Raw genomic sequence first — 25,215 nt, 5'->3', positions numbered from 1 at the left:
GCAATATGGAACTACAATTTAATTTCAAGAACTTTGAACCTTCAGATCATCTAAAAAAATATGCTCAAAACCGTTTTAGTAAACTTGAAAAATATATAAAAAGGGTAGATAGCGCTTTTTTGCAAGTAAATATGGAAGTAGATAAATATAGGCAAAAAATAGATGTTGTTTTCAATGCAGATGATATTCATATATCTGCCCAAGAAGAATCACAAGACATGTATGCATCAATTGACAAGGTATTGGATAAAATGGATGCTCAACTCAGGAAAATGAAAGATAAAGAAAAGGACAGAAGAAAAGGTAAACTTACTAAGTCACAGACTTTTAAACAACAACCAGGGGAAAAGTCCCTCTCAGAAGGAACTCCCAATATTGTGATGTCAGATAATTATATTCCAAAACCGATTTCAATTGAGGATGCAGCAATAGAATTACAAAGAAGCGACAATAATTTCATAGTGTTTATAAATGCTGATACCAAGCGAGTTAATGTTTTATATAAAAAGAAAAATGGCGATTTTGGGCTAATAGATCCACACTAATACAGTTAAGGGAGAAAAAATGCAATTATCTGAGTTTTTAAGTAAAGATCTGATACTCCCAGAATTAAAGTCAACCACAAAACAGGAAGTCTTAAAAGAGCTAGTTAAACCTTTAGAGGGCAAATTCCCAGGGCTAAATATAAAAAATGCTTACAAGGTACTTATAGAGAGAGAACAACTAGGATCTACAGGCATAGGGGATGGTGTTGCCATCCCCCACGGCAAATTACATGAACTTAACAAAATTATTGTAGTTGTTGGAAGAAGCTTTCTGGGAGTGGATTTTGATGCCCTTGACAAAAAGCCGTGTCATATTTTCTTTTTGGTACTTGCCCCGGAAAATGTAGCTGGACTCCACTTAAGAATCCTGGCCCATATCTCAAGACTTCTTAAAGATCCTGAATTCAGACAATCATTTATGGAAGCTGAAGGCGTTGAGGGAATCTGGGACCTTTTGACCTCTGGTTAGAAAAATGAATGAATTCAAACTTCCTTTAATAATTATAACGGGACTTTCTGGAGCTGGTAAAAGCACAGCTTTAAGGGTATTTGAGGACATAGGTTTTTTTGCTGTAGATGGACTTCCTTTACCCATGACAATGAGACTTACAGAACTATTTAGTAGTGAAAACCCCAGGAGGTATAGGGGCCTAGCCCTTGGAGTGGATGTAAGACAAAAAGATTATCTGTCTGATTGGAATCAAATCAAAGAAGGACTTGTATCCTTTGCTATTGAACCACAAATCATATTTTTAGAAGCTGATGACGATATTTTAATAAAAAGGTATGCAACAACAAGGAGGCCCCATCCCCTTGAGTCAAAGGAAATAGGGCTTAAACAAGCTATAGAAGAAGAAAAAAAATTACTTAATGCTCTAAGAGATGAAGCGAAATTAATTATTGACACCTCAAACTTTTCAATTCATGACTTAAGGCGAAAAATCCAGTCTAGTTTTAATTATTTAGTAGATAATAAAGCTGGTTTTAGAATACAACTAATCTCCTTTGGATATAAGTACGGTATTCCAAAAGAGGCAGATATTGTACTGGACCTTAGATTTTTGCCCAATCCATATTTTGAAAAAGACCTAAAATCTTACTCTGGCAGGGAAGAAAAAATTCAAAAATACATCTTACGATTTGAAGAATCTCAAACTTTTTTAATAAAGCTAGAAGATTTTTTAGAATTTATACTTCCACTATATGCCAGGGAAGGACGCTATAGACTGGCAATTGCCTTTGGATGTACAGGTGGCTTTCATAGGTCTGTGGCAATATCTGAAATAATATGTAAAAAACTAAAGGCTAAAAATTATAATGTCCAATTGGAACATCGACACCTTTCTCTGGGATAAAAACAAACATACAAACAAGGACCTATCAAGCCGTATCCAGAATTTCATTCGGCTTGGCCAGGATTCAAGAGGTATACCATGATTGGAGTACTCATAGTTACTCATCTGGATCTAGGAGAAAAGCTCATTGAAGTTGCTGAATTAATTATGGGAAAACAAGAGCTCTGTAAGGCACTTACCATTGATACATCAAAACCAATGGAAGAAATCCTGGGGGACATCCAGATCAGTGCTAAGGAGTTGGATAGAGGGGATGGGGTTATAATTTTAACAGATATGTTTGGAGGGACCCCAAGTAATTTGAGTTTTTCCCTATTAAATTCCAATAACCTTGACGTAATTACAGGAGTAAATCTGCCAATGTTGCTGAAAATTTTCTCATCCAGAAATCTACCACTAAAAGAGCTTGCAGAAGAGGCCAAACTTGCTGGCAAAAAGGGTATTAGGGTTGCGGGAGAAGTCCTAAAAAGGAAAGTTTCCACAAATGGAAGACAATAAAATGTGGGTGAGAATAGATAACAGGCTTATACATGGACAGGTAATCGAGACATGGGTACCTTATTTTAAATCCAGATTTTTGGTTGTTGCCAATAATGAACTAAATAAGGATGCTGTTAGACAAGAAATAATAAAACTGGCAATACCTGCTAACTTAAATATATTTTTTTGCGGCATAAAAGATATTTTAAAGACTATTGAGACAATTAAAACCAAAAACAACAGTGGACAATTATTTATTCTATTTGCTACCTGTCAAGACGCAAAAAGGGCCTTTGACATTGGCCTTGAATTCAATACCCTAAACATAGGGAATCTCCACTATTCACCAGGGAAAATACAGGTATGTGACCACATATTTTTGAGCAAAGAGGATATAAGTTGCTTGAGATATTTAAATAAAAAAGGTATAAATCTTGACCTAAGATGCGTACCCAATAATCCCATTTCAATAACCATGGATGAATTATGGAAATAAATTTTGCTACTCCATTTTATTATAGTTTTTTTTTGGACTTTTTTCTCGAGCCTGTAACATAATCTGTGTAAATCCTTTTGTAGTCTTAATACTATTGAACTACATTTTTAATCCTGTCCTCAAAAAATATATAAAGTTGAGGATATATTTTGGACCAGTTTCTTATGGTACCTGCCCATTTTTTGCTTATATCCAAAATTGCCAGGTATAAGAGTTTCAAAATGGCATCTTCAGTTGGGAATACTCCTTTTGTCTTACACACTTTTTTGAGTTTAAAATTAAAGCTTTCTATTGGATTTGTGGTATATATAAGTCTTCTTATCTCTGGTGGATATTTATAAAATGTCTTTAGATTATCCCAGTTAGTTCTCCAGGACCTTATTACATGAGGATATCTATCGCCCCATTTTTCTTCAACCCTATCAAGTTCTAAAAGACCCATTTCCTCAGTGGGTGATGTATATATCTTCTTTAAATCTTTTGCCAGTTCTTTTCTGTGCTTATAAGATACGTACTTTAATGAATTTCTCATTTGATGAACTAAACACCTTTGATGCTCTGCTTTTGGGAATACAGCTGATATAGCCTCACTGAAGCCTGGCAGCCCATCTGTTGCAAATATTAATACATCCTTTACTCCCCGGTTTTTCAATTCATTTAAAATACCCAACCAAAACTTAGAAGATTCTGTCTCTAAAATCCATATCCCCAGGCACTCTTTTTTTCCCTCTAAAGTTATCCCTAACATTGCATATACAGCTGTATTTTTAACTGTCCCATCTACCCTGGCTTTTAAAAATATAGCATCTAAAAATACTATTGCATAAATAGACTCTAAGGGCCTATTTTGCCATTCCTTAGCCTTTTCTAATACAGAATCTGTTATCCTGCTTATACTCTCAGATGATACCCCTACTCCATAAATTGAATTAAGATGATCCTGAATATCTCTACAGCTCATGCCCTTGGCATACATGGAGAGAATCTTATCTTCCATGCCTGTAATATCTCTTTGTCCTTTTTTTATAACTAAAGGATCATATCCTCCTTTCCTATCTCTAGGCACATTTAGATCTATTTCTCCTAAAATAGATCTAACCTGTTTTGAAGTATAACCATTCCTGGAATTGTCCGTATGTTTATTTGATTTATCATATGGAGAATATCCTAAAAATTCAGTAAGTTCTGCTTGATATAAAGTCTCAATAATATCTTTCATCACTTTCTTGAGAATACCATCCAACCCTTCAGAATCTTTAACTTTCCCCTCTTTGTACAATTTGATTATCTCTTCTTTGTTTACTAACATAAAAAACAACCTCCTTTTTAAGGCTTCTCTCCCCAAGCTCCCCTAGGGGAGCTTGACTATCTCTTTTTTCTCCTTCCTGCAATACCTTAATCCTTTCCCCTATCTTGCCTTAAAAAGGATTTACACAGTTTTTGAAACACCTCCTTTTTCTCTAACCAGATTTTTTCTGCCCTTGGGATTAATAGATAGGCCTATTGCCATCTCCCTTATATTCGCATTGTTCTCACCCAACATTGAAATTTGTTTAGGTAGTGGAATCTTTTTTGAGCTTTTATGGCTCGACTCCTTCCCAGCAGGAACATATATCCCACCTCAAAGACAATTTTCTCTATTTCTCACATTAGGCGCAAGCAATTATTTTGGAAATCTTAATCCACCCTTCTTTTATATATTGCTTTTGATCACCCTTGTATTTGCCCATTTTGGAAAGTTGTTAGAAAGATTCCACAGGATAATACAAAACAAAGATTACGATAAAATAACAAAAATGATCTCCACATCCCCATCTTACAATTTAAAAGGAAGAGTGGTTAAATCTTTCGCACAGCTTTTTATGATAAATACTATTGGGTTCTATCTATCTTATTTAGTTGTAATAAGGGTAGGAAGCTCTCTCTACAACTATATTCCCATTACTGGCAGGGAAATAAACTGGCCACTTGTTTGGGCCATTTCCTTTGTTGGTGGAGTTTTGTCTCTTAGAATCAAAAAAAGTTATATGGCCTTTATTACCAGTTACGTAGGACTTGGACTAATACTACTACTTCTCCAAAATTAAAAAGCTGACACATTTTGTGTCAGCTTTTTATGCCGAGGGAGGGATTCGAACCCTCACGGGCGGATGCCCACTACCCCCTCAAGATAGCGTGTCTACCAGTTCCACCACCTCGGCATCCAAGACAAATTCTATCTATAAAATTTTTTTCCAGTTGTCTAGAATTTTCTTGTTATTTTTTTGTAGCATTATCTTTCTTTTTTACAGGGACTGCAGGAATACTTTTAACTTTATTTACTGGTTTTTCCAGGATCACTGAATGCTGTACCTTAATTTTTTTTGAGGAATCATAAATTGTGAAGCCAAGGGAAGTACAAAAGAATACTATAGCCAAAACAACTGTCATTTTTACTAAAAATCCGCCAGCACCACTACTTCCAAAAAAAGATGAAGAACTGGGGCCGCCAAAAATAACTCCCATCCCCTCATGACCACTTTGAAGTAAAATCAAAATTATTAGAAAGATACATGCTATAAAATGGATTGTAAGCAACAGAGTTTCCAAGACTATCCTCCTTAACTATTTTGTTCAATTTAAATGTTCAATGTTTAGTCACAGCTGCTGTCAACATTTCAATATTTACGCTGTAATTATCTTACTAAAGCTCTCTGCATTAAGACTGGCTCCTCCTACCAAGACTCCATCTACGTTGTCAATACTTATTATATTTGCTGCATTTTCGGGTTTCACACTCCCCCCATATAAAATCCTAATTGAATCCCCAGCCTCACCAAAAATATTTTTAAGCTCCTGTCTAACAATGGCATGGGATTCTAATATTTCTTTTTCACCCGCAACCTCTCCTGTACCAATTGCCCATACAGGTTCATAGGCAATGGAAAGACGACCTTCTATCCCTTTTTCATTAACTAACCCTTTTAATATGGAAAGCTGTGAAATCAGTACTTGCTCTACCTTCCCAGCCTTTCTCTCCTCAATCTTTTCCCCAATACAAAAAATTATATTTAACCCAACTTCCAGTCCATATCTTACTTTTTCTTTTAACAACTGGTCTTTTTCTAAAAAGATATGTCTTCTTTCAGAATGTCCAACCAGGGCATATGAACATCCCGCATCCAGTAGCATCTTAGGGGATATTTCACCAGTATAAGCGCCCTCATTTGCTGGATAAAAATTTTGCCCACCCACAGAGACATAATGAATGTCTTTTATTTCATGAGCTACCACACTTAGGGATGTAAAAGGTGGACATATCAAAACCTCCCTATCAACATCTAAATTTTTACCCAAAATCTTGATCAGTTCCCTTACAGTATTTCTGGCTTCATCTTGTGTTTTATACATCTTCCAATTTGCAGCCATTAATTTTTTCATAAAAACAACTCCTTATTATCTAGTCATATAGTCCAAGTGCCTTAAGTCCAGGTAATTCTTTACCCTCTAGAAATTCCAAAAAGGACCCTCCACCTGTTGATATAAATGTTATTTTATCCTGTAGTTTACATTTGTGAATGAGATTATCTGTATCTCCGCCTCCAACAATAGTCACTCCAGATACAGCAGCCACACTCTGGGCTATACCAAAGGATCCTTGAGAAAAGGTCGGATTTTCAAAAGCCCCCATTGGACCGTTCCACACAACTGTACCTGCGTCTTTTAAAACTTCTGAATATAGTGTATGGGTTGCTGGCCCTGTATCAAAAATTTTTCCCTCTGTGTCCAGATTTTGATATGGGAACCCCCCCAGAGGCACTTCATCATTTAAGTCTTTACCCATAATATAGTCAACAGGAAGGTAGAAACCGACCCCTTTTTCCTTGGCCTTTTCTATTATTTTTAAAGCATCACCTAACAATTCCTCCTCAAAAATTGATCTACCAATGGGATAGCCCTGTGCCTTTCTAAAGGTATTTGCCATAGCTCCACCTATAAGCACCCTATCCACCTTCTCCATTAAGTTGTTTAGCACTCCCAATTTAGTGGAAACCTTGGCCCCTCCAGCTATAAGTACAAAGGGACGTTCTGGATTTGCAAGATAATTGCTTAAATACTCCACCTCTTTTTTGATTAAGAATCCACCACAAACTGTATCAACAAAGTCACAAACCCCTACTACAGAGGCATGTTTTCTGTGAACCACACCAAATGCATCATTTAAATACACATCAGCAAGTTTGGCCAGCTCTTTGCTAAATTCTGTGTCATTTTCAGTCTCCCCCTTGTGGAACCTTAAATTTTCAAGGAGAAGAATTTCTCCTTCCTTAAGGGAATTGGCCATGGCCAGAACACCATCTCCTATACAATCATCTGCCATCTTTACCTCTTCATCCAGAAGATATCCAAGGCGCATGGCAACAGGTTTCAAGGACAGGTCCTCAACCCTCTTTCCCTTTGGTTTACCTAGGTGAGAACAGGCAATTAGTTTGCCACCATTTTTTAAAATATATGTTATTGTATCAAGGGCTGCTTTTATTCTTGAGTCATCCTGGATTTCTCCATCTTTAATAGGAACATTAAAATCAAATCGACCCAACACTCTTTTTCCTTTTATATCTATTTGGTCAATAAATTTTATGGCCATGACCAACCTCCATGGTTTTTTAAGAATTAGCTAAAGGAGCAAAAATTTTAATTTAAAATTCCATTTCTTGCAACAGCAAGAAAGTTATCACAGAAGGAAAAAGAAGACAACCATGCTCCACACTTTTATAACCATAGGGCAAGGAAAATGGAATCTCAATGCACTAGAAACTTAATTTTCTATATTGACTTAAATTTATTTTTTTGGATATGTTAAAAAAAATACTCTTATTTAAACAAAAAGGAGTCATTTAAAATGAAAAATATGACCTCTAGTTTTCTGCTATTGATTATATTACTCATACCTGTTCCAGGTCTTTCTTATTTCTCAGATAAGTGCAATTCGCTCTTTTCACAGGGAATAATCAATTATAGAGAAGAAAATTTTGAAGAAGCAGTCATAACACTTAAACAGGCATATAATGCGTGTCCCTCTACAAAAATAGCTTTTTACTTGGGACTTTGTTATAAACAAATGGGAGAATACGAAAAATCAGAGAAATTTTTTAAAATGGCCATATCTTCTAAGCCTATAATTTATGATGCCTATGTTGAACTAATACAGATCTTATATGAAGTTAACAGGTTAGATGAAGCAGAAAAATTTTTAAATAAGGCTGAGAAAGAAGGTATCTACCCTTCAAAAATACTATTCTTAAAAGGACTTATATACAAAAAAATGGGCCAGTTTAAAAAGGCTATATCTGCTTTTGAAAAGGCAGGACATCTAGATCCATCTACAAAAGAGTCTTCAGACCTGCAAATAGCCATAATTTATGCAAACATGCGCTCTTACTCCAAGGCCAAAGAGATATTAAAAGGCATAGTAAAATCAGCGCCTGAAACAGACATGTCAAAATTTGCCAAAGAGTATCTAAAATCCCTGGACAGATTGACAAAGGAATACAAGCCATGGGCAATAGACCTCAGGTTTGGGGGAGTTTATGATACAAATGTAGTATCAAAACCTTCGGACAATATTGGACTTGCAGCAGTAGATGAAATTTCCAGAAAAAAAGATGGTGGAGTTTATGGTAGCTTTAATTTTTCATATACACCAATTTTGCCCATCCCCTATTATTTAAACATTGATTACAACATGTCTGAAAAGAGATATTTCCATAAGATAGAATATAATCTATCCAGCCAGGAAATAACTCTAACTCCTGGTATAACATTCAAAAAATGGGCATTAACTTTGCCCTCAGGACTTACATACATATGGCTTAAAGGAGATAGGTATTCTTTTTCAGGACAAATGGAGCCAACCCTGGCCTTTAAAATTAACAAAAAAAATATTGTAAATTTCATGATTGGGCTGGAAAAAACAAATTATTTAAAATACGTATCTGGATCTGATCCAGAGGAAGATAGGGATAGTTTAAAAAGTAAAGCACTTTTAGGATACAACTATGTTTTTAAAAATGGGGAAGGCCTGGTATTTGTTAGAGGAGAATATCAAAAAGACAATACCGATGGGAAAAATTGGGATTCCCATTCAACAGGTGGCCATATAGGCATTTTATGTCCACTTATTAGAAAGCTGAAGCTGATTACATCTATTGGATATACAAACCAGAAATTTGAAAACAACCATACCATAACTATAGAAAATGATCTTAGGAGAAAAAGTGGATGGCCCACAATACCTGGATTTCCAGAAACTCCAACTAAGAGAGAAGATGATATTTTAACTATCAGCGCCACATTGATATTTCCAATATCAAAGAGATATGAAATTAGTATTAATAACATCTACATAAATAATAACAGTAATTTTAAGATATATGATTATAGTAGAAATGTAACAATGCTTGAATTACACTTAAAATTTTAACTTCCAGGTAGGAGTGTAAAATGAAAAACAGGATATTAATTTTGTTATTTTTATACATTATATCTCTTCCCTTATGTTCCATTGCAGCAACAAAGGTAGGGGATATAGTCAAGATTCAGGGAAAAGTGAATGTAATTTCAGGGGGAAAATTCCCTGCTAAAAAAGCTTTTATCGGCATGACCCTCTACACAGGTGATATCTTAAGGACGAAATCCAGGTCAAAGGCTCAAGTCAGGCTGTTAGATGGCACTATATTAAAAATAGGTCCAAGATCCAGGGTGGACATCAGTGAGTATAGTTTTGATCGTAACAAATTTAAGGCATCCTTCAATATAAAGCGAGGAAGTATTGGAGCATTTGTTTCCGATGAAGTCAAAAAAATTATTAAGGCTGATCCCCATGCCAATAAATTTGAGATAAAGACACCAATAGCAGTAGCTGGAGTAAGGGGAACAAATTTTATTGTTACCCATTTTGCTACAATAAGTAATATTATGGTATTAACTGGAAAGGTCTATGTATATAATCCTGCTCTCCCAAGGCAAATGGTATTGTTATTACCAAATCAATCTACTGTTGTAAGAGAGAGAAGGCCTCCTGCTATACCAAGGCCATTTTCACCCAAGACAAAAGAGAGGATCTTAAAAAATATAAACATCGCACCTGAGTCCCCAGAAAAAAATCCCGGTAAAGGCAAGGGAGGAGAAGAAAACAATAGACCTGAAAATCCAGCACCAGGTTCTATTAATGCACCTCAACCAGAAGATATAACAAAAGTTGTAGAAACAGGAAAAGACCTTTCTAAAACAGAAGGTGGTCTGGAGACTGCCACATCATTCTTTGAAAATCCCAAACCAACAGAAGAAGTAATCCCTATAACAGAAACCTCCACTTTTACTGGAGAATATGAGGAAATCACCTCTACAGAAGAATCCGGGGCATCTAACCAGACTTCCACCAATACTTTTTCCTATTCTATAGGAAATTCCCTTCCCTATCAGATAGTATGTGACAGCTCATCCAACTGTAAGATTCAACTCACAGACAATACCCACTTGCTGGGGGAGAAATACTTTGAGGCGCCCTCTTTTCGTTACTTAAAAAAAGGTGAGTTCGGGACAAAGACATCGGGTGCCACAGTGATTTCCCATTCTGATACAGGAGAATCTGTGGGGATTTTTGACTTTGGGAATATAATAGCTGATTCAAATATAGTATTTTTAGGTCCCAACTGGGGAGGAAGGTTGATCAAAGGTGAACTTTTTGGAACTCCCTACACTTTTTGTCATGTAGTGGGCTATAATCTTCTATTCAATAAATCAACTGGGGCAGCACCCAAAACAAGTATTGTGATAACTCATCTGGGAAGCACATATACAGGAGATGGTATATTTATACCGGAAATTAATTTTGGAATTACATTTGGAGACTACAAGGAAGTGGAAGTTTTAAATGGAGATTCTGATACTTTAATAAATTACGACCTCCAGCCAACCTTCAATTCAATTATTGCCACAAACTTAAATAGGATAACCAATCCCCATTCATACATCCATTTTAAACTTGAATCTTCTCCTGTTGATGAACATACAGCAGGCATATTTCAAATTATTCTGGGAGCAAACTACCTGGAAAATACTTCTGATGAAGCAGACTATGTTGTGGTTGATTTTATGGATAGTTCCAGTGGATTTTATGGAGGAGGAATTTTCTTAAATTCAATTATTGCCAGTGACAACGAAGTTTTTGGAGACTCGGTACTCTACAATTCAATAAAAGGGAATATGTATGGATCATATATGAACCTATCTGCCCCTTATCCAGAAACAGGCATATTGGTGGGAGAGACAATTGGCACATTTGATCCAAACCAGTATTATTTTCAAGCAGTAACTATAGGAGCCACCTTGGATACAGGATATTTTTTAAATTTAATAGACGATCCAACAGGAAGCGGAAAAGATAAATTAATGACCCTTGGTTTTCCTGTGGTGGAGATTGGGAGCACATCAGTAAGTGGTAGTAATGGTGAAATTGAAGTCCAGATAAATAATATGAGATTTTTTGCCACCAAGTCAGGAACACCACCTGTAATCTGGGTATCTAACGATGTCAGTGGTCACTATTATTCCACTGTAGCACCAGATACTCAGATAATGTTAAGTGGAACTAAAATAAGTAACCTTACTTTTAAAATTTCCCAGTGGGATGAGATATATCAAAAATGGGGAGCCTACCTTAATTCAGAGAGTCCCACTTTTCATGGAACCATTGGAAGCTATAAAATAGAAGGTATGGGGGGGGTTGCTGCGGGGAAAATAGACCCATCTACACAAAGTTTTCAGGGAACAGCAGCAGGCGCGCTGAAAGCAAAGATGCCTTAGTTATTTGGTATCCATTTTTATGAGTTCCCAATTGGACGGTTCTCTTATTTCACAAGGACCGTCCCTAAATTCTATACTGTAGATCTTAACAGGTCTTTTCTTTCCTTTTACCTGTACCTTGGCAAGTCCACTTATACATATATTTTCCGTAACAGAGACATCAAGCATCTTTAAAGTAAACTCTGAGACAATTATATTGGTGTTAAATTTCTTATTTAAACCCTCCAGCCTTGAGGCCAGATTTACATGGTCTCCAATAACAGTATAATCCATTTTCTTTCCTTCTACACCAATATTTCCAACCAATACTTCCCCTGTATTTATTCCAATTCCAATATCCAGATCCAGATTTTTTTCTTTCTTCCACTTATCTTTCAGAGGCTTAAGCTTTTCAAGCATATTCACTGCACATTGAACAGCCCTGATAGCATGATCATCCTGGGGCAAAGGGGCACCCCAGAAGACCATGATAGCATCTCCTATGAACTTATCCAGGGTTCCCTCTGACTCAAAAATAACTTCTGTCATCTCCTTAAAATATTCATTTAAAAGTTCAACAACCTCTTCAGGATTTAAATCCTCAGACAAAGAGGTAAAGCCCCTGATATCAGAAAAGAGGATAGACACTTCTTTCCTTTCTCCCCCCAGTCTCACAAGTGAAGGATTCTCCATTAATTGATTAACAACCCGTTCAGTTACATAGCTTGAAAAAATCTTTTTAATTTCAAAGGCCCTTTTTTCAGATTGTCCATATTTTATTGCCATTGAACATAAGAATATCACAACGCAATTAATAAAAGGATAATCAACTGGCAGATAATAATTTTTTATATCAAAAAGATAAAAGTCAAAGAGAAATCCAGTTATTGCAACTAACATGAAGATCAATGATGAATAAAAGGCCTTTAAGGTCTGGAACAAAAAGGAAAATAATAGACCTGAAAATATAAGAATGCATAAAACTATGTTATCATCAGCCCAATGAAAAAATCTATTTTTCAGTATTCCTCCAATTACATGTGCGTGCTTTTCAACCCCTGGCATCACTGGAGTCAGAGGGGTAACCCTGAGATCATATATTCCTATTGCAGTAGCACCTATAAGTACAATTTTCCCCTGAATATCTTCTGGCCTTATCTGGTTTTCAAGCACCTTATAGGCAGATATTTTTTTTAACGTTCTAGTATCGTTAAAATAAGGGATCAGCATCCTCCCATATACATCAGTTGGAATAAACTTCTTATTCCCCAGGTAAATTCCCTTTGCTGGATCAACTAAAATCCGCTCTCTGGGTATCCCCAGATACAAAGAAGTTATTTCAAGGGTGAAAGAGGGGATAAAGAATCCATGATAATTAAAGTAAAGAGATTCCCATCTAAGTGTCCCATCTGTGTCAGGAAACATATTTATAAGACCAAAACCTGCTGCAACATCCTGAAATATATCTATCGGAACAAGTAAACCATCTCCAGAAGGTGGAAGGTATTTCAAATTTAAATGATTTCTCTTTACACTTAAGGCAAATTCCTCAGCCAATTTTTTGGGGTACATATCTTTCTTATGGAAGATGAGAACACCTGGCACAATTATATTAGAAGCATAGTCCATGGCCTTAGCCAATACCATATCGTCTTTGGAGGGTTCACTAAAGATTATATCAAGCCCTATTACCGCAGGCTCAAATCTGGAAAGGTTATAGATGAGCTTTGCCATGATCCGTCTATCCCAGGGCCACCTGCCTATTCTTTCTAAAGAATTATCGTCAATTGTTATAAGTACAATATCATTGGGGATTTTTTCTCTGGATCTTACCTTAACAAATAGGTCATAATTTTTGAGTTCTATTAGCTTTAAAGGAAAAAATTTTATCAAAAACAAAAAAGAAAAAATAATGGTTATTGCTATTCCAACCCAATATGTATTTTTATAAAAAAATCTACCCATGGATCAATAATAGGAAAAAACATAGTCAGGAGTCCAGCAAAAATAAAAAAAGGGATTGGGCAAAAGCCCAATCCCTTTTTAACCCTCATCGGGATGGTGGGATTTGAACCCACGGCCCCTTGAACCCCATTCAAGTGCGCTCCCAGGCTGCGCCACATCCCGTTAAGAAATTAGATATATTCATAAGTTCCTTTTGTCAAGGAACATAAAAACAATTAAATTCAAACATCTATAACACATTGGGCTATCCATATATTGTTATCCTTTTCTACCCTGGCCTCACAATATGTTGCTCCCTTAACCTCCACACCTGTACACCATCTATCAACAGGATATCCCATTGCCTCACAAAAAAGCTTTTGTCCTTCAATTTTCAGAGAAAAATCATAAAATGCTAAAGAATTTATATCTGATTCAGAAATTAATGTATTTAAAAATTTGATAAATAAAGATGTAAGATCACTATCTTCTAATTCAATAACTATTTTTTTTATATCCTTATTTGTTCTAGAGATAGTATCAACATCATACATATATTCAAAAAGTGCCTTTGCTCCATTTAAAAATGCTTCTTTAACGCTGTTTCCGTAGCCCCTAACACCAATGTCTGCCCCATGATCAAAGGTCTCAAATCTACTTACTTTTCTTTCTTTCATCTTAATAATATTTCCTATTCATTTCACAAAGATGACTTTATTTTCTCCAATGATGGGCTAAATTTAACTGGATATGAGTCCTTATTTTTTTCTAATCTCTTTAAATTATCCGGTAACCTATATACTTCTTGCTTAACCCTTTCCCGAATAACACTTAGTTCTTCAATGGCGCCATCCACCACCTCTCCATTTTCCATAACCTTTGTGATCAACGGATTACCAGGAAGTACTTCACTGAATATGGAAATAACATCTTCCCTATACTTTCCTCCATTTATATATCTATATACCTGTTTTTGAAATGGAATAGTTGCTTTTCCCTTTGATTTTTTAAATTTACCTTCTCCCTTATATTCTGTTAATTTATATACAATATCTAAAAAAGGCACATCTTCTGAAACTATTGCCTTTGTTCCCACCCCAAATCCATCTATGGGGGCGTTACACCTTACAATATCATAGATTTTATACTCATCTAAACTTCCGCTTGCAATTATCTTGACCTGATAAAGACCTGCCTTATCCAAAATTCGTCTGATTTTCTTTGATGTCTCTATTAGATCTCCAGAGTCTATTCTAACCCCTTTTATGGAAAATTTATCTCCCAGTTTATAGGATAATTCTATTACATTCTCTAAACCTTTATAAATATCATAGGTATCAATTAATAAAATAGTATCTGGATATATTGAGGAAAAGGCCTTAAATGCCTCAAGTTCATCTGAATGTACCTGTATATAGCTGTGTGCCATTGTACCTGTTACTGGTATATTGTATATTTTTCCTGCCAGTACATTACTTGTTGCATTCATACCAGATATATAAAATGATCTCGCTGCCTTTAACCCTGCATCTATACCATGGGCTCGTCTTGAACCAAAGTCCACTACATCTCTATCTTGAGACACTGAGCATATCCTCACTCCCTTTGTTGCAAGCATACTCTGGAGCTGAATTTGATTTAAAACATAAGTCTCCAGCAATTGACATTGAATTATAGGTGCTTTTATCTCTATAATAGGTTCATTTTCAAAGAATAGAGTACCCTCTTTCAGTGCATAAACATCACCTGTAAATCGTAACTCTTTTAAAAAATCCAAGAAATCATCTCTAAAGAGCCCCAGCGATTTTAAGTAGTCAATATCATCTGATGAGAATTTAAAATTTTCTAAAAAAGTCAAAACATCGTAAAGTCCACAGGATACTAAAAAATTCCTATTTTCAGGTAATTTTCTAACAAATGTACTGAATACCGCATCACCATCCAACCCTTCCAAAAAATAACTTTGAGCCATGGTCAGCTCATATAAATCCACAAATAAAGGGCTAATCCCCATTAGCTTCTCCTGAATTAATTAAATTATAACTATGCCTTTATTTTTCATTTCAGCTAGCGCCTTTTCACCTGATTTCTCACTAACAGGCCTTGAGCCTTCTCTAATAAGGTATGTATCAAAGCCATTATCCATGGAATCAATGGCCGTTGCCTTTACACAAACATCCAGGGCAAGACCTGCAATAAAAACTCTTTTTATTTTTAATTTCTTAAAAGCAAAAGCAAGACCAGTTTCATCAAATGCAGAATACTGGTCCTTATCAAACCTGGTACCTTTTGTGACAATGATTGATTTTTCAGCTATCCTAAGATCAGGATGAAATTTAGCCCCTTCAGTGTCCTGGACACAATGAGTTGGCCACAGGCCACCATTTTCTTTAAAACTGGGATGCAGCCTGGGATGGAAATCTCTGGAATAAAAGACATATATACCATCCTTTTCTGCTTGCTCTATAACTGGATTTAAAATTGGGACAATTTCGTCCCCCCCTTTAATTGAGAGCTTTCCACCAGGACAAAAATCAATTTGTATATCAACCAAAAGTAGTACGTCTTTTGGTTCAAAGACTATATCCATAAAATCCCCCTTGATCTTGTAAAAAAATTCCAGGCCACTCTTTTATCTATGAAACAAAGTGGTATTTTTCATGTGAAATTTTAGATTTCTATACCCACTTATTCCACTGATTTTTTAACCTACTTAATCTATTAATCGGGATGGTGGGATTCGAACCCACGGCCTCAGCGTCCCGAACGCTGCGCTCTAGCCAGACTGAGCCACATCCCGAATTGTTTTAAGTGGATAAATAGTGTAATCTAGCCAAGGGGAAAATTCAAGGAAAAGAATTGAAAGGTTAAAAAACCAAATTATTATTTAATTTTTAATTAATTAAAAAAAATTTGTTTAAGCTTTAATGGTAAGACCCTTAAAAGGATCTTTAAAAATCCTTTTAAGGGTCTTATTGTTATTTTTCATTCTACTTCATCTTGTGTTATTGAGACGACTTCCATATTTTTTGCTTCCACACCATCTCATCCACAGTATTCATCTCTCTTAAATTTTCTGGAGGCCACCCAAAAAATGAGGCTTCTTCTAAGAAAACCCCTTTTGATAGAAGATCACGAATAAAAGAATCATAGTCAGTTGATATCCTAAAACAATTCACTCGTGCTGTTACCTTACTCAACGCATCTGTAGCTGGATAGCTTTGAACATCACCACCTTCCCATCCTTCAATAACACTTTCAGGCAAAGGATAATATACTGTAAATTGCGCAACTTTTCCATCAGAAAGAAAATGTTCATATCTATTACGATCAGCGTATCCATCTCCATTAGTATCAAACTCCATATTCAAATCAACAACACAGGCATCAGCTCCATTGGCCTCATAATGTACCGTTACAGTTTTATTTTGACTATCTACTTCAATCCCAGGATAGGACACACTAACATTAGTATTAGGTTTCAACAGGTCTATTTCACTTGGGATATCATTAATAGATAACCATTGATAATATCCTGTACCATCTCCATTGTTTGTGCCATCAAAAAATATGTGCATTCCTATTTCATTGGGTATAGAGAGAAAAGTTTTTGTATTTACGCTATCAGATAAATTTTGTGAGGAAATCATTTTGATTCCTGAAGCATTAAGAATCTGTACCCAAAAAGAACCAGAAACAGGGGTTGAAATATTTATTGGAGATTTTTCCTGTAAGTTACTAAGGTCCAAAACAATGTCAGAATCATCTGAAGTCACACTTTGTCCACTGAGAGGCACTTCAACACTCCAATATGAATCAGAAAATGTTATGCCAAGTTTAAACAAGTAATCTGCTCCAGGAATAACTGGGATTTTATATCTACCTTGAGAATCTTTTGGTAAATGATGCACTTCTCCAAAGCCCAATTTCATTCCATCAATAAGGATAAACACATCTGACAAACTTACCTGAAGGCCTTCGGGGACATTAATTAATAATGGCTTCAATTCCACAGAATCCGAATTACTTAGGATTATTGGGTCTTGGGTGGATCCTTTAAAACCCCAATATTTGTATTCACATGTGCTATTCTCCTTGTTCCATTCTCCCAATAAAGCTATTACATCTACTTTTCCGTCTTTAGTAATATAGGAAATAGGTGGGTAAATTTTAGAAGAACTCAAAGGAGTTTGTTGGTCTCCCCAATAACCAAAACTCTGCGCCCAATCCCTAAAAACAAGGGATCCACATGTATATGATTGGGGGAATTGGACAGTTCTATTATATCCACTATTCCAGGTGTTAATTCCCACTTCGTAATTACCAGGTATATTTATTTGAACCAATATATCTGACAAACTTCCCCAGCTTTCTCCATGAAATCCAAAAAACCCCATTTTTTGAAATTCCATGTGTGCCTTCAAATTTATCAAGTCATTTTGATTCACTGTTGCATCATTTAGAGGAGTATACACAAACCACAATCCACCCCCATGCTGAATTACATCTGCAAGGGCATCAAAATCAACCAGTGGCCCCAGTCCATCGGCTCTGACTTCTTTAAATTCAAATACAGTGGTGGCAGCATTTGGATCAAAGACATAAACTGTTACCTCTTTAAAGGAGGAATTGCCTTTATTGTCAGTTACAACACACTTTAGATTATAGTTTCCTGGAGTAGAAAATAAATAATCCAACGTGGTTCCTTCGCCGACTTTTTGCTTATCTACATACCATTCGTATTTTGAAATACCGTTATCATCTGTGGCATTAACTTGTGCTTGAATTTTCAAAGGAGCTACCCCTGAACTGGGGGTTAAATGAATCCAGGAAATGACGGGAGGAAGGTCTCTAACAGCAACAGTAACAGTCTCCTCAGCAGTCAAACCACTTTCATCAGTTACCTCAACCTTGACATTGTGAGATCCTTCAAACTTAAACTCATAGTTAAAAGTATTGTTTGTTCCAGCACTTATGGGCTGACCATCAACAAACCACCTATAACTTAAGGATTCACCAACTCGAGCATCTGGATCTTCTGCATTGACTACAAAATTAACTTTAAGGGGTGGACTTCCAGACATGGGATTGGCAACAAATGAGTTTATCACTGGTGGCTTAGCAATAACTTCAAAAGGTCCATAAGATTTTTCAGATACCACACCTCTATCATCCTCCACCAAAACCTTAACAGTATAATTGCCTGAGCTTACAAAAATCCAGGAAGATTTAAGTGTACTGTTAGTGGGAACTGGAGAAAAGCCATTCTCAGGTCCATCTATAATCCACTTCACAGATGAAATGGTAACTCCATCTGGGATAGAGACTTTAAAACTTACTGAATCTCTTATCCTTAATCCATCATCAACATTTCCTTCCTCATTTAAAACATCAATGGGCAGTGGTGAATAGGCCTGGAACTTAAGTTCCCGAGTTATCTTATGTACATTGGCAGTCTCTTGAGCATTTCGCATCTCCACCTTAACAGTATGATTACCTTCTGTAGTAGGACTATACTCAAAACTGGGATCCTGAGTTTCTCCCTTGTCACTACCATCCACATACCAGCGATACCTCAAATCAACACCTTTTGTTGCATTAACCACTGAAAATTCCATTTTATCCCCAACCATTACCCAACTACCAGAGCTAATAAATTCATCTATCCCCATTTCATTTACTTGAAGTTCTCCATCAAAAGGAGCAATTACTTCTATTACTTTGGAAAATCGTGCATACATTCCATAAGAATCTTGTGCCCACATATTAATTGAATAGCTTCCAGGCCTATCCAATGTTATGGGAACAGTTCCATTTTCAGGAATCTCTTCACCTCTAGCAATTGTCTCACTCCACCACCAACGATTTCCAGACCTGTATGTAACTGAATAAGAACCTTGTGCAATGGTCCCACCACCTTCTTTATAACCATTGGGTCCATTATCACTTATTGCACTAATTGTAATATTAACACTAGCATTTTCACTTGCAGGCAAATTAACTATTGTAGTCCCATTTTGAGAAAAAACAATTTCTTCTGGCACATTAACATCAAACCTTAACGGATATAGCACATGAACAGTAGTTGTTAGAGTCTTTTCTAATCCTTTGGAGTCCAATATTTTATAAGTGACATCATAATCTCCTGGTGATGTATAGTAACAGGATGGAATTTCCCAATAATTCTGAGATAAAATAGCTCCAGTCCCATTGCCACAGTCTAGCTCAAAATGATCTATATCTCTGTTTTTGTCTTTAAACCAAACATATCCTTTTAACCATATATTTGCAGCTTGTTTCCATGTGTTGTTTTGATAAACCTGCTGTAAAGATATTACATAGTCATTATCTAACCCTCCTGTTGAAACTTCTGGTGGTACGGGATTTGGTAATATAGTGAAGCTTTTTTCCTCCCTGGTTGTCAGCCAGTTATTATCTTGAACATATGCAGTAACTTGACACTCTATTGTTTCATCCAAAGCAGGATACGCCCATTCAGTGGATATGGACCATGTTCCATTTGATTGTAAGTTAGGCGTTATATACCTGACATTAAGCTTGTTTTGATTACAAATAACCGACAGTGATTTGTATCTTATATTAGAGGGACCATCTGCGTCCTCCACATCAAAAGAAACATTTACAGGTGTTCCAGCTTTTACTTGCATAGAATCTAACGTAAAGTTTTTGATTTCAGGCGGAGTACTTTGTACATCTATATATAGATATAAATCTTTTGGAATAATTGATTGATCATCTGGGACACTTATGGTTACTTTCAGGGTATATAAACCTATGTTTATCTCAGGAGTAACACTAAATTCAAAAGAATCCCCTGAAGTCTCTTTAATTGGTACAGACTCATTTGTTACATATCCTTTATAAAGCTGATAAGTATAAGACAAAGCACGACCACTAATTGTATTGGACCATCTTGTAGGCTTTATCTCTATGGACTCTCCCCGTTTAAGGCTCGTCCGCCAGGGTACTTTTTGTCCATTGATTGAGATCCTATCAACCACCCTAATGTCATCAATATGTACCCCACCTTCCTCAACTCTGGCATTGCACCACATATTAACCGAGGGGATTTGGCAAGGTAGCCAATTAGATTCACTGAGCCATGTTATTTTGCCAGATATATTTCCATTATTATCAGATATTAATTTTTGCCCTGCAACAATTACAGGGATCCCATTCAAAGGATTACCTCCAGTAGTCTCAATCTTGCCTGTGACCAACATGTTTGGCTCAACATCCAACGTCCAAGTGCCTAAATATATGGCAGGAGACTGTGGAGTACCTGTTCCATACGAAGAAACAAAAGGAACTGAAATAAATGATGCGTCTACTCCTAGATCTGATCTTCCATTTATTGGCGCCCATTGAGTCCCATTATAATATTCTAACATTACTGCAGAGGAACTTCCTAAAAAAGTGGGTTTATTGGGCCAATCTTCTACAATATTAAACTGGCCTGTTGTATCAAAATAGCCCCATTTATAGCGTCTCATGCGAGAGTATCCAAATAAAACTCCCCCCACCTCATCATAAGATGAGAGTACATCCTCAGTAATTTCGTTAACAACTTTTTCTTCATCTTCAGGGGTTTGGGGATTGGGAACGCTGCGTGTAACATTGATTGAATTATACGCTCTCTTAATGGAACGTCCGCCAAGGGTAGAAGCTAGATTTTTTATGTTCCCGACTGTCTCACGAAGTTTGTCTGCCAAATCCCAATAATCCCGCCAGCTACCTGTACCATTTTTATACTTTTTATAGGCATCCAACGCTTGTTTGGCCAAGTCCTTTGCTGATTTTACCTGCTGAGGAATATCACCAAGTTCTTTTGCTACACCATTGGTATTCGCTACAATATCCAGAAAATCTAAACCCTTTGTGGCTGCATACTCAAAATCCATATTACTGGGATTGTATGCATCAACTGCAATCTGCATGAGAAATGCTGTAACTTGTTTAGCTTTTTTGGAATTATTCACAGCTTCAGCAGCTGCTGCTATTACACCTTTACATAAATCCGGTGTTTTTCTGCAATCTAGGCCCGCTGGATTAATAAATGCATCCGTAATTTCTTTCTGTTGAAATATAGCCCTCAAACCTCTTGCAAAATCACTCTTTTCTGAAGCAATGTCTCCTAGTTGTTCTTGCTCGTATCTTTGAAGGGCCTCTATGAGAGCAGCAATGGCATCAGGATTGTTAGAGTTCATAATAGAATATAAAAGTTTTGAACGCAGCTCTGGAGTAATGTTCCTGTCTAACACACGTTTGATAATACTCTCAGCAGTTTCGGCCCGATAGGTATGTAGATTAGAATTAGATCTATTATCTACATCTGTAGATCTTCCTCCATTTATGGATCTTATACGAGTTGAAAAACCATCTAGCGGCTTACCATCTTTGGAGCGAAACCTAGCATGATAACTAACTGAACGGCCTGCCCTATCACAATTCCATGTACTAAAATGGTTCACCTTTCCTACCCCAAAAAGAATCATTGTTGAATTTTTTTCACCCACTATCTCCATCAATTTGTCTTGGGTAATCCTATTTCCATAACTGTCTTCCAAATGCCCATATGCAGGAGTGCCATCCTCGTTTCTGTGCATTCTCCATGTCCTTGAACCCTCGTCATAGTAAAATAAAGGGATATCAACTTCATCTGTTGAGGGATCTTCATCTTGAAGAGTAGAGTACGCCTCATAAGGAATCGCAATACGAATATTAATTTGTCGACTTCTATCAGTGGGGTCAGTGAGAAGCTTATTACCCAATTCATCATAAAGCGAAATCTGAGATGCTCCATATGTAGAAAGAACGTTTATGGGATCCTCTCCACTTCCTTCTGAAATAAATCCTCCAGGCATAGTATCTGGATCTTTAACTGTGTCTAAATAGGCAACACTGGCATATAGTTTTGTTACCCCTCTTGAAATATGTAGGCCACGTAAAGGAAAAGAAATCCTAGTTAATTCTTCCCCTCCACTGGTTTCCCCATTTTTTGAAATTCTCTTTAGCACCCTTTTATTGCTAGTTCCTTCTGTTATTAATGAAAGGGTCACCACTTCATCACTACTAATAATAACTTCATTGGAACCGCGAGAAGGAGAGGCCGTTATACCACTCAAGTCAACTGCAGTTACCGCACCCTCAGACAACAATGGATCGAAAACTATAGGTCCCTGCAATGATTGATAAAGTCGTATAAATGTACTAAACCCCAATTTCTCGACCCGCAATTCAGCACGTTTTCCAACAGAAATCCCAGGAACTTCAAGATAATAACCACCATTGGAATTACTTTGAGTTACAAACAGTTCTGTTTTTGGGTCAAAATCCCCGTCTTCATTAAGATCCACAAATAGTTTAATTTCTGCATTGCCTATCACATCAAGCATGTCTCGAGTTGATCTACTTTTACTACTAGCAGTTAAATTCCTCACAGTACCAGTAAGCACGAGATTTTGTTGAGTGTTGGAATTAGGAGAAACATTACTTCCAACTTCATTATTGTCATTTGAACCACATCCAAGAAAAAAAAGCCATATAAATAAAATGGGTACAATCAGAATTAAACTTCGGAAATTGCTTCGCCAAACAGAATTCCAGGGCAATTTTAACATCTTAATCTTGTCTCTCCTCATACTCCCCTCCTATGATCAGTTTAATACATTATAGTTGAGAACTTCCTATAAACTAACACCCCATAGATGCTATAGATGCTATTGTTGAAATTTTTTATTAGATCATAAAGTGAAACTTTTAGTTGTTTCAATTTTCTACTTAACTTATTGTTATAGTTCAAATTAAAAAATCTCAATTTTATTATAGTCTATTTATATATTTTTGTAAATATATTTCTATAAATAATTATTTAATAATATTTTGAGACTATATCTAATAAAAATTTTTGATTAATTTTATAGGGGAGTATCTCTAAACATTCCTGGGTGGATTTTAATTTTATAACAGAGGGATATTACACAAATTTCTCAAAAAAATTAATTTAATTTTATGAAGTGAGTAAGATGTGATCCATATTTATTCTTATCATTTTAAAACGTATTTATACTTTTTCATAAACATCGTAGTTTAAATTATAAAATTATATTACTTAGAGATACAATTTCTAAATAACGGACATACAAAATTATCCATTAAAAGACAAAGATGTCAAATAATATACCCTGTCTTTCTTTTTGACAAAAATATTCACTTCAGAATTTGGATGAGAACTAATTATTTTCTTTAAATCCAGAATTCCATATACATCCGTACTCATTTCCATGACAGTTGAAGTCAAAGGAATCTGTACAATTATCTTTCCCGATCTCAGTGGAGATGGTCTTCCACACCTTTTAAATCTCCCTGATGGCACATATCCTTTATCAATCTCCTCTTTACTGTTTTGGGCAACAGTATCAGCTATCACCCAATCTGCCAGTCCCAGACCAAATATTGGTAACTCAACCAGTGCAACCAGTGCCCCCCTTGTTTGCTTTTTTTTAACTAAAATAATTCTTTGTTCAATTGAACAAATTGGTGTCTCCATTACCCTGTATGTGTAACCTCCCAGCGGCTCTAGTGAAAAATCAAAACTAACTACACCTCCTAATTTAGTATCGCCTTTTTTTTCAAAGGTATAGGGAGGCATGGAAGAGGTAATCACAGTGGCACAGGAATATATAAAAAAACAGGATAATAAAACAAAAAACAAAAATCCCTTTTTCATGTTGTAAAAAGCCTTTTTTTGGAAAATTAAAACACAGGATACATACCCTTTGAAATAATTATTTCCCTGCCTCTCTTGGACATTGCAGCATTTATAAATTCCTTTGCATTCCTGGTGGGAACACCCTTTGTAATAAATGAAAAGGTCTGATAATATGGATAACTCTTATCCTTCACATCTCTACCATTTACTTTTAATTTTTTCACTCCCTTTTTATCCTTTAAAGCACCATTTGAAATAAAACCAATTGAACCATTAATGTTTGACACCAGCCTCACCACATTAATTGACAGATATGACTGAAAATCCCAACTAATTGGAATCTGCTGCATAATTAGCAACTTAAAATTTTTATAAAGGGCTGTTTTCATATTGGGAATTATAGTGTAAATGGGACCATTTGCTCCATTTTGTAAACCGCTCCAGTCAGTTATTTGATGGGAAAATATCTGACGTAACTGACCAGTGGAAACGTCCTCTAACCCATTTTTTGAATTCACTATTATAGCCAGAGGGTCTTTTGCAAAGGGAATTTCCACATACCCCTGCTCTATATAAGTTGCTGGCAGTCTGAAGGCAACACAGGCAATGTCACTAAATCCATTAACAATCCTCTGCAGGGCTGTATCAGAAGAACAAATAAATACCCTTACCTTTATATTGTGCTTTTGCTCAAACTCTTTGACCACATCCATTCCAAAAGCATGGGCTATCTGAGCTGAGGTAGCCATATGCAGTACTTCTTCTCCAAATCCAGGATCCCTATTAAAGACCACAAAGCTAAAAACAATAAAGAAATAAACAATAAATCTTTTCATC

Annotated in this window: 19 protein-coding genes and 3 tRNA genes; 8 read left to right on the top strand and 14 right to left on the bottom strand. The window is 36.0% G+C overall.

Translation table 11 applies throughout. The features are described from left to right. Window positions 1–5 precede the first annotated feature (5 nt). From hpf to ACYQ0O_RS09890, 5 genes are all read left to right on the top strand, one after another. Window positions 6–545: a ribosome hibernation-promoting factor, HPF/YfiA family gene (gene hpf / locus ACYQ0O_RS09910; protein WP_459892612.1), complete on the top strand. Its 540-nt coding sequence runs from the start codon at window positions 6–8 to the stop codon at window positions 543–545. Between the two features lie 19 nt (window positions 546–564). Beyond that, complete coding sequence (locus ACYQ0O_RS09905) at window positions 565–1,014, top strand: PTS sugar transporter subunit IIA (RefSeq protein ID WP_459892610.1); 450 nt, start codon at window positions 565–567, stop codon at window positions 1,012–1,014. 4 nt (window positions 1,015–1,018) lie between these two features. Continuing rightward, a complete protein-coding gene (rapZ, locus tag ACYQ0O_RS09900; RefSeq protein ID WP_459892608.1) occupies window positions 1,019–1,900 on the top strand; it encodes an RNase adapter RapZ in 882 nt (293 codons plus the stop codon). Between the two features lie 78 nt (window positions 1,901–1,978). Further along, window positions 1,979–2,398, top strand: a complete 420-nt coding sequence (locus tag ACYQ0O_RS09895) for a PTS sugar transporter subunit IIA (protein WP_075069948.1) — start codon at window positions 1,979–1,981, stop codon at window positions 2,396–2,398. Beyond that, the gene (locus ACYQ0O_RS09890; protein WP_459892606.1) at window positions 2,385–2,876 is read left to right on the top strand and encodes a PTS sugar transporter subunit IIB; all 492 of its coding nucleotides are present in this window, start codon (window positions 2,385–2,387) and stop codon (window positions 2,874–2,876) included. The genes ACYQ0O_RS09895 and ACYQ0O_RS09890 overlap by 14 nt, the downstream gene beginning before the upstream one ends. A 91-nt stretch (window positions 2,877–2,967) precedes the next feature. Here ACYQ0O_RS09890 and ACYQ0O_RS09885 read toward each other — a convergent pair whose 3' ends face one another. Continuing rightward, window positions 2,968–4,185, bottom strand: coding sequence for an IS256 family transposase (locus ACYQ0O_RS09885; protein ID WP_459892604.1), 1,218 nt, complete (start codon window positions 4,183–4,185; stop codon window positions 2,968–2,970). A 172-nt stretch (window positions 4,186–4,357) separates the two neighbouring features. Between ACYQ0O_RS09885 and ACYQ0O_RS09880 the strand changes: the two genes are divergently transcribed. Beyond that, window positions 4,358–4,963, top strand: a complete 606-nt coding sequence (locus tag ACYQ0O_RS09880) for a hypothetical protein (protein WP_459892602.1) — start codon at window positions 4,358–4,360, stop codon at window positions 4,961–4,963. Between the two features lie 30 nt (window positions 4,964–4,993). On the opposite strand, the gene ACYQ0O_RS09875 is transcribed toward ACYQ0O_RS09880, so the two are convergent. The 4 genes from ACYQ0O_RS09875 to ACYQ0O_RS09860 form a co-directional block, all read right to left on the bottom strand. Further along, window positions 4,994–5,077, bottom strand: a tRNA-Leu gene (locus tag ACYQ0O_RS09875). A gap of 55 nt (window positions 5,078–5,132) precedes the next feature. Continuing rightward, entirely contained in the window at window positions 5,133–5,453 is a 321-nt protein-coding gene (gene secG / locus ACYQ0O_RS09870) for a preprotein translocase subunit SecG (RefSeq protein WP_459892644.1), read from the bottom strand. An 87-nt stretch (window positions 5,454–5,540) separates the two neighbouring features. Next, complete coding sequence (tpiA, locus tag ACYQ0O_RS09865; protein ID WP_459892600.1) at window positions 5,541–6,296, bottom strand: triose-phosphate isomerase; 756 nt, start codon at window positions 6,294–6,296, stop codon at window positions 5,541–5,543. Between the two features lie 19 nt (window positions 6,297–6,315). Further along, entirely contained in the window at window positions 6,316–7,503 is a 1,188-nt protein-coding gene (locus ACYQ0O_RS09860) for a phosphoglycerate kinase (protein WP_459892598.1), read from the bottom strand. A 255-nt stretch (window positions 7,504–7,758) separates the two neighbouring features. On the opposite strand from ACYQ0O_RS09860, the gene ACYQ0O_RS09855 reads away from it, so the two are divergent. Next, entirely contained in the window at window positions 7,759–9,339 is a 1,581-nt protein-coding gene (locus ACYQ0O_RS09855; protein WP_459892596.1) for a tetratricopeptide repeat protein, read from the top strand. Window positions 9,340–9,359: 20 nt separating this feature from the next. Further along, window positions 9,360–11,723, top strand: a complete 2,364-nt coding sequence (locus ACYQ0O_RS09850; protein WP_459892594.1) for a FecR family protein — start codon at window positions 9,360–9,362, stop codon at window positions 11,721–11,723. Here ACYQ0O_RS09850 and ACYQ0O_RS09845 read toward each other — a convergent pair whose 3' ends face one another. From ACYQ0O_RS09845 to ACYQ0O_RS09805, 9 genes are all read right to left on the bottom strand, one after another. Next, window positions 11,724–13,667: a CHASE2 domain-containing protein gene (locus ACYQ0O_RS09845; RefSeq protein WP_459892592.1), complete on the bottom strand. Its 1,944-nt coding sequence runs from the start codon at window positions 13,665–13,667 to the stop codon at window positions 11,724–11,726. It abuts the gene before it with no gap. A gap of 88 nt (window positions 13,668–13,755) precedes the next feature. Then, window positions 13,756–13,829, bottom strand: a tRNA-Pro gene (locus ACYQ0O_RS09840). Window positions 13,830–13,888: 59 nt separating this feature from the next. Then, entirely contained in the window at window positions 13,889–14,323 is a 435-nt protein-coding gene (locus ACYQ0O_RS09835; protein ID WP_459892590.1) for an archease, read from the bottom strand. Window positions 14,324–14,346: 23 nt separating this feature from the next. After that, entirely contained in the window at window positions 14,347–15,660 is a 1,314-nt protein-coding gene (locus tag ACYQ0O_RS09830; RefSeq protein ID WP_459892588.1) for a nicotinate phosphoribosyltransferase, read from the bottom strand. A gap of 18 nt (window positions 15,661–15,678) precedes the next feature. Then, the gene (locus ACYQ0O_RS09825; RefSeq protein ID WP_075069469.1) at window positions 15,679–16,236 is read right to left on the bottom strand and encodes an isochorismatase family protein; all 558 of its coding nucleotides are present in this window, start codon (window positions 16,234–16,236) and stop codon (window positions 15,679–15,681) included. 135 nt (window positions 16,237–16,371) lie between these two features. Then, window positions 16,372–16,446 (bottom strand) — tRNA-Pro (locus tag ACYQ0O_RS09820). Between the two features lie 205 nt (window positions 16,447–16,651). Then, window positions 16,652–23,308, bottom strand: coding sequence for a PKD domain-containing protein (locus ACYQ0O_RS09815; RefSeq protein ID WP_459892585.1), 6,657 nt, complete (start codon window positions 23,306–23,308; stop codon window positions 16,652–16,654). A 506-nt stretch (window positions 23,309–23,814) separates the two neighbouring features. Further along, a complete protein-coding gene (locus ACYQ0O_RS09810) occupies window positions 23,815–24,396 on the bottom strand; it encodes a hypothetical protein (protein ID WP_459892583.1) in 582 nt (193 codons plus the stop codon). Window positions 24,397–24,422: 26 nt separating this feature from the next. After that, window positions 24,423–25,214, bottom strand: a complete 792-nt coding sequence (locus ACYQ0O_RS09805) for a substrate-binding domain-containing protein (RefSeq protein ID WP_459892581.1) — start codon at window positions 25,212–25,214, stop codon at window positions 24,423–24,425. Between the last annotated feature and the right edge of the window lies 1 nt (window position 25,215).

Source organism: Desulfothermus okinawensis JCM 13304 (assembly GCF_054654515.1).
This window is presented reverse-complemented; position numbering and strand designations above follow the sequence as displayed.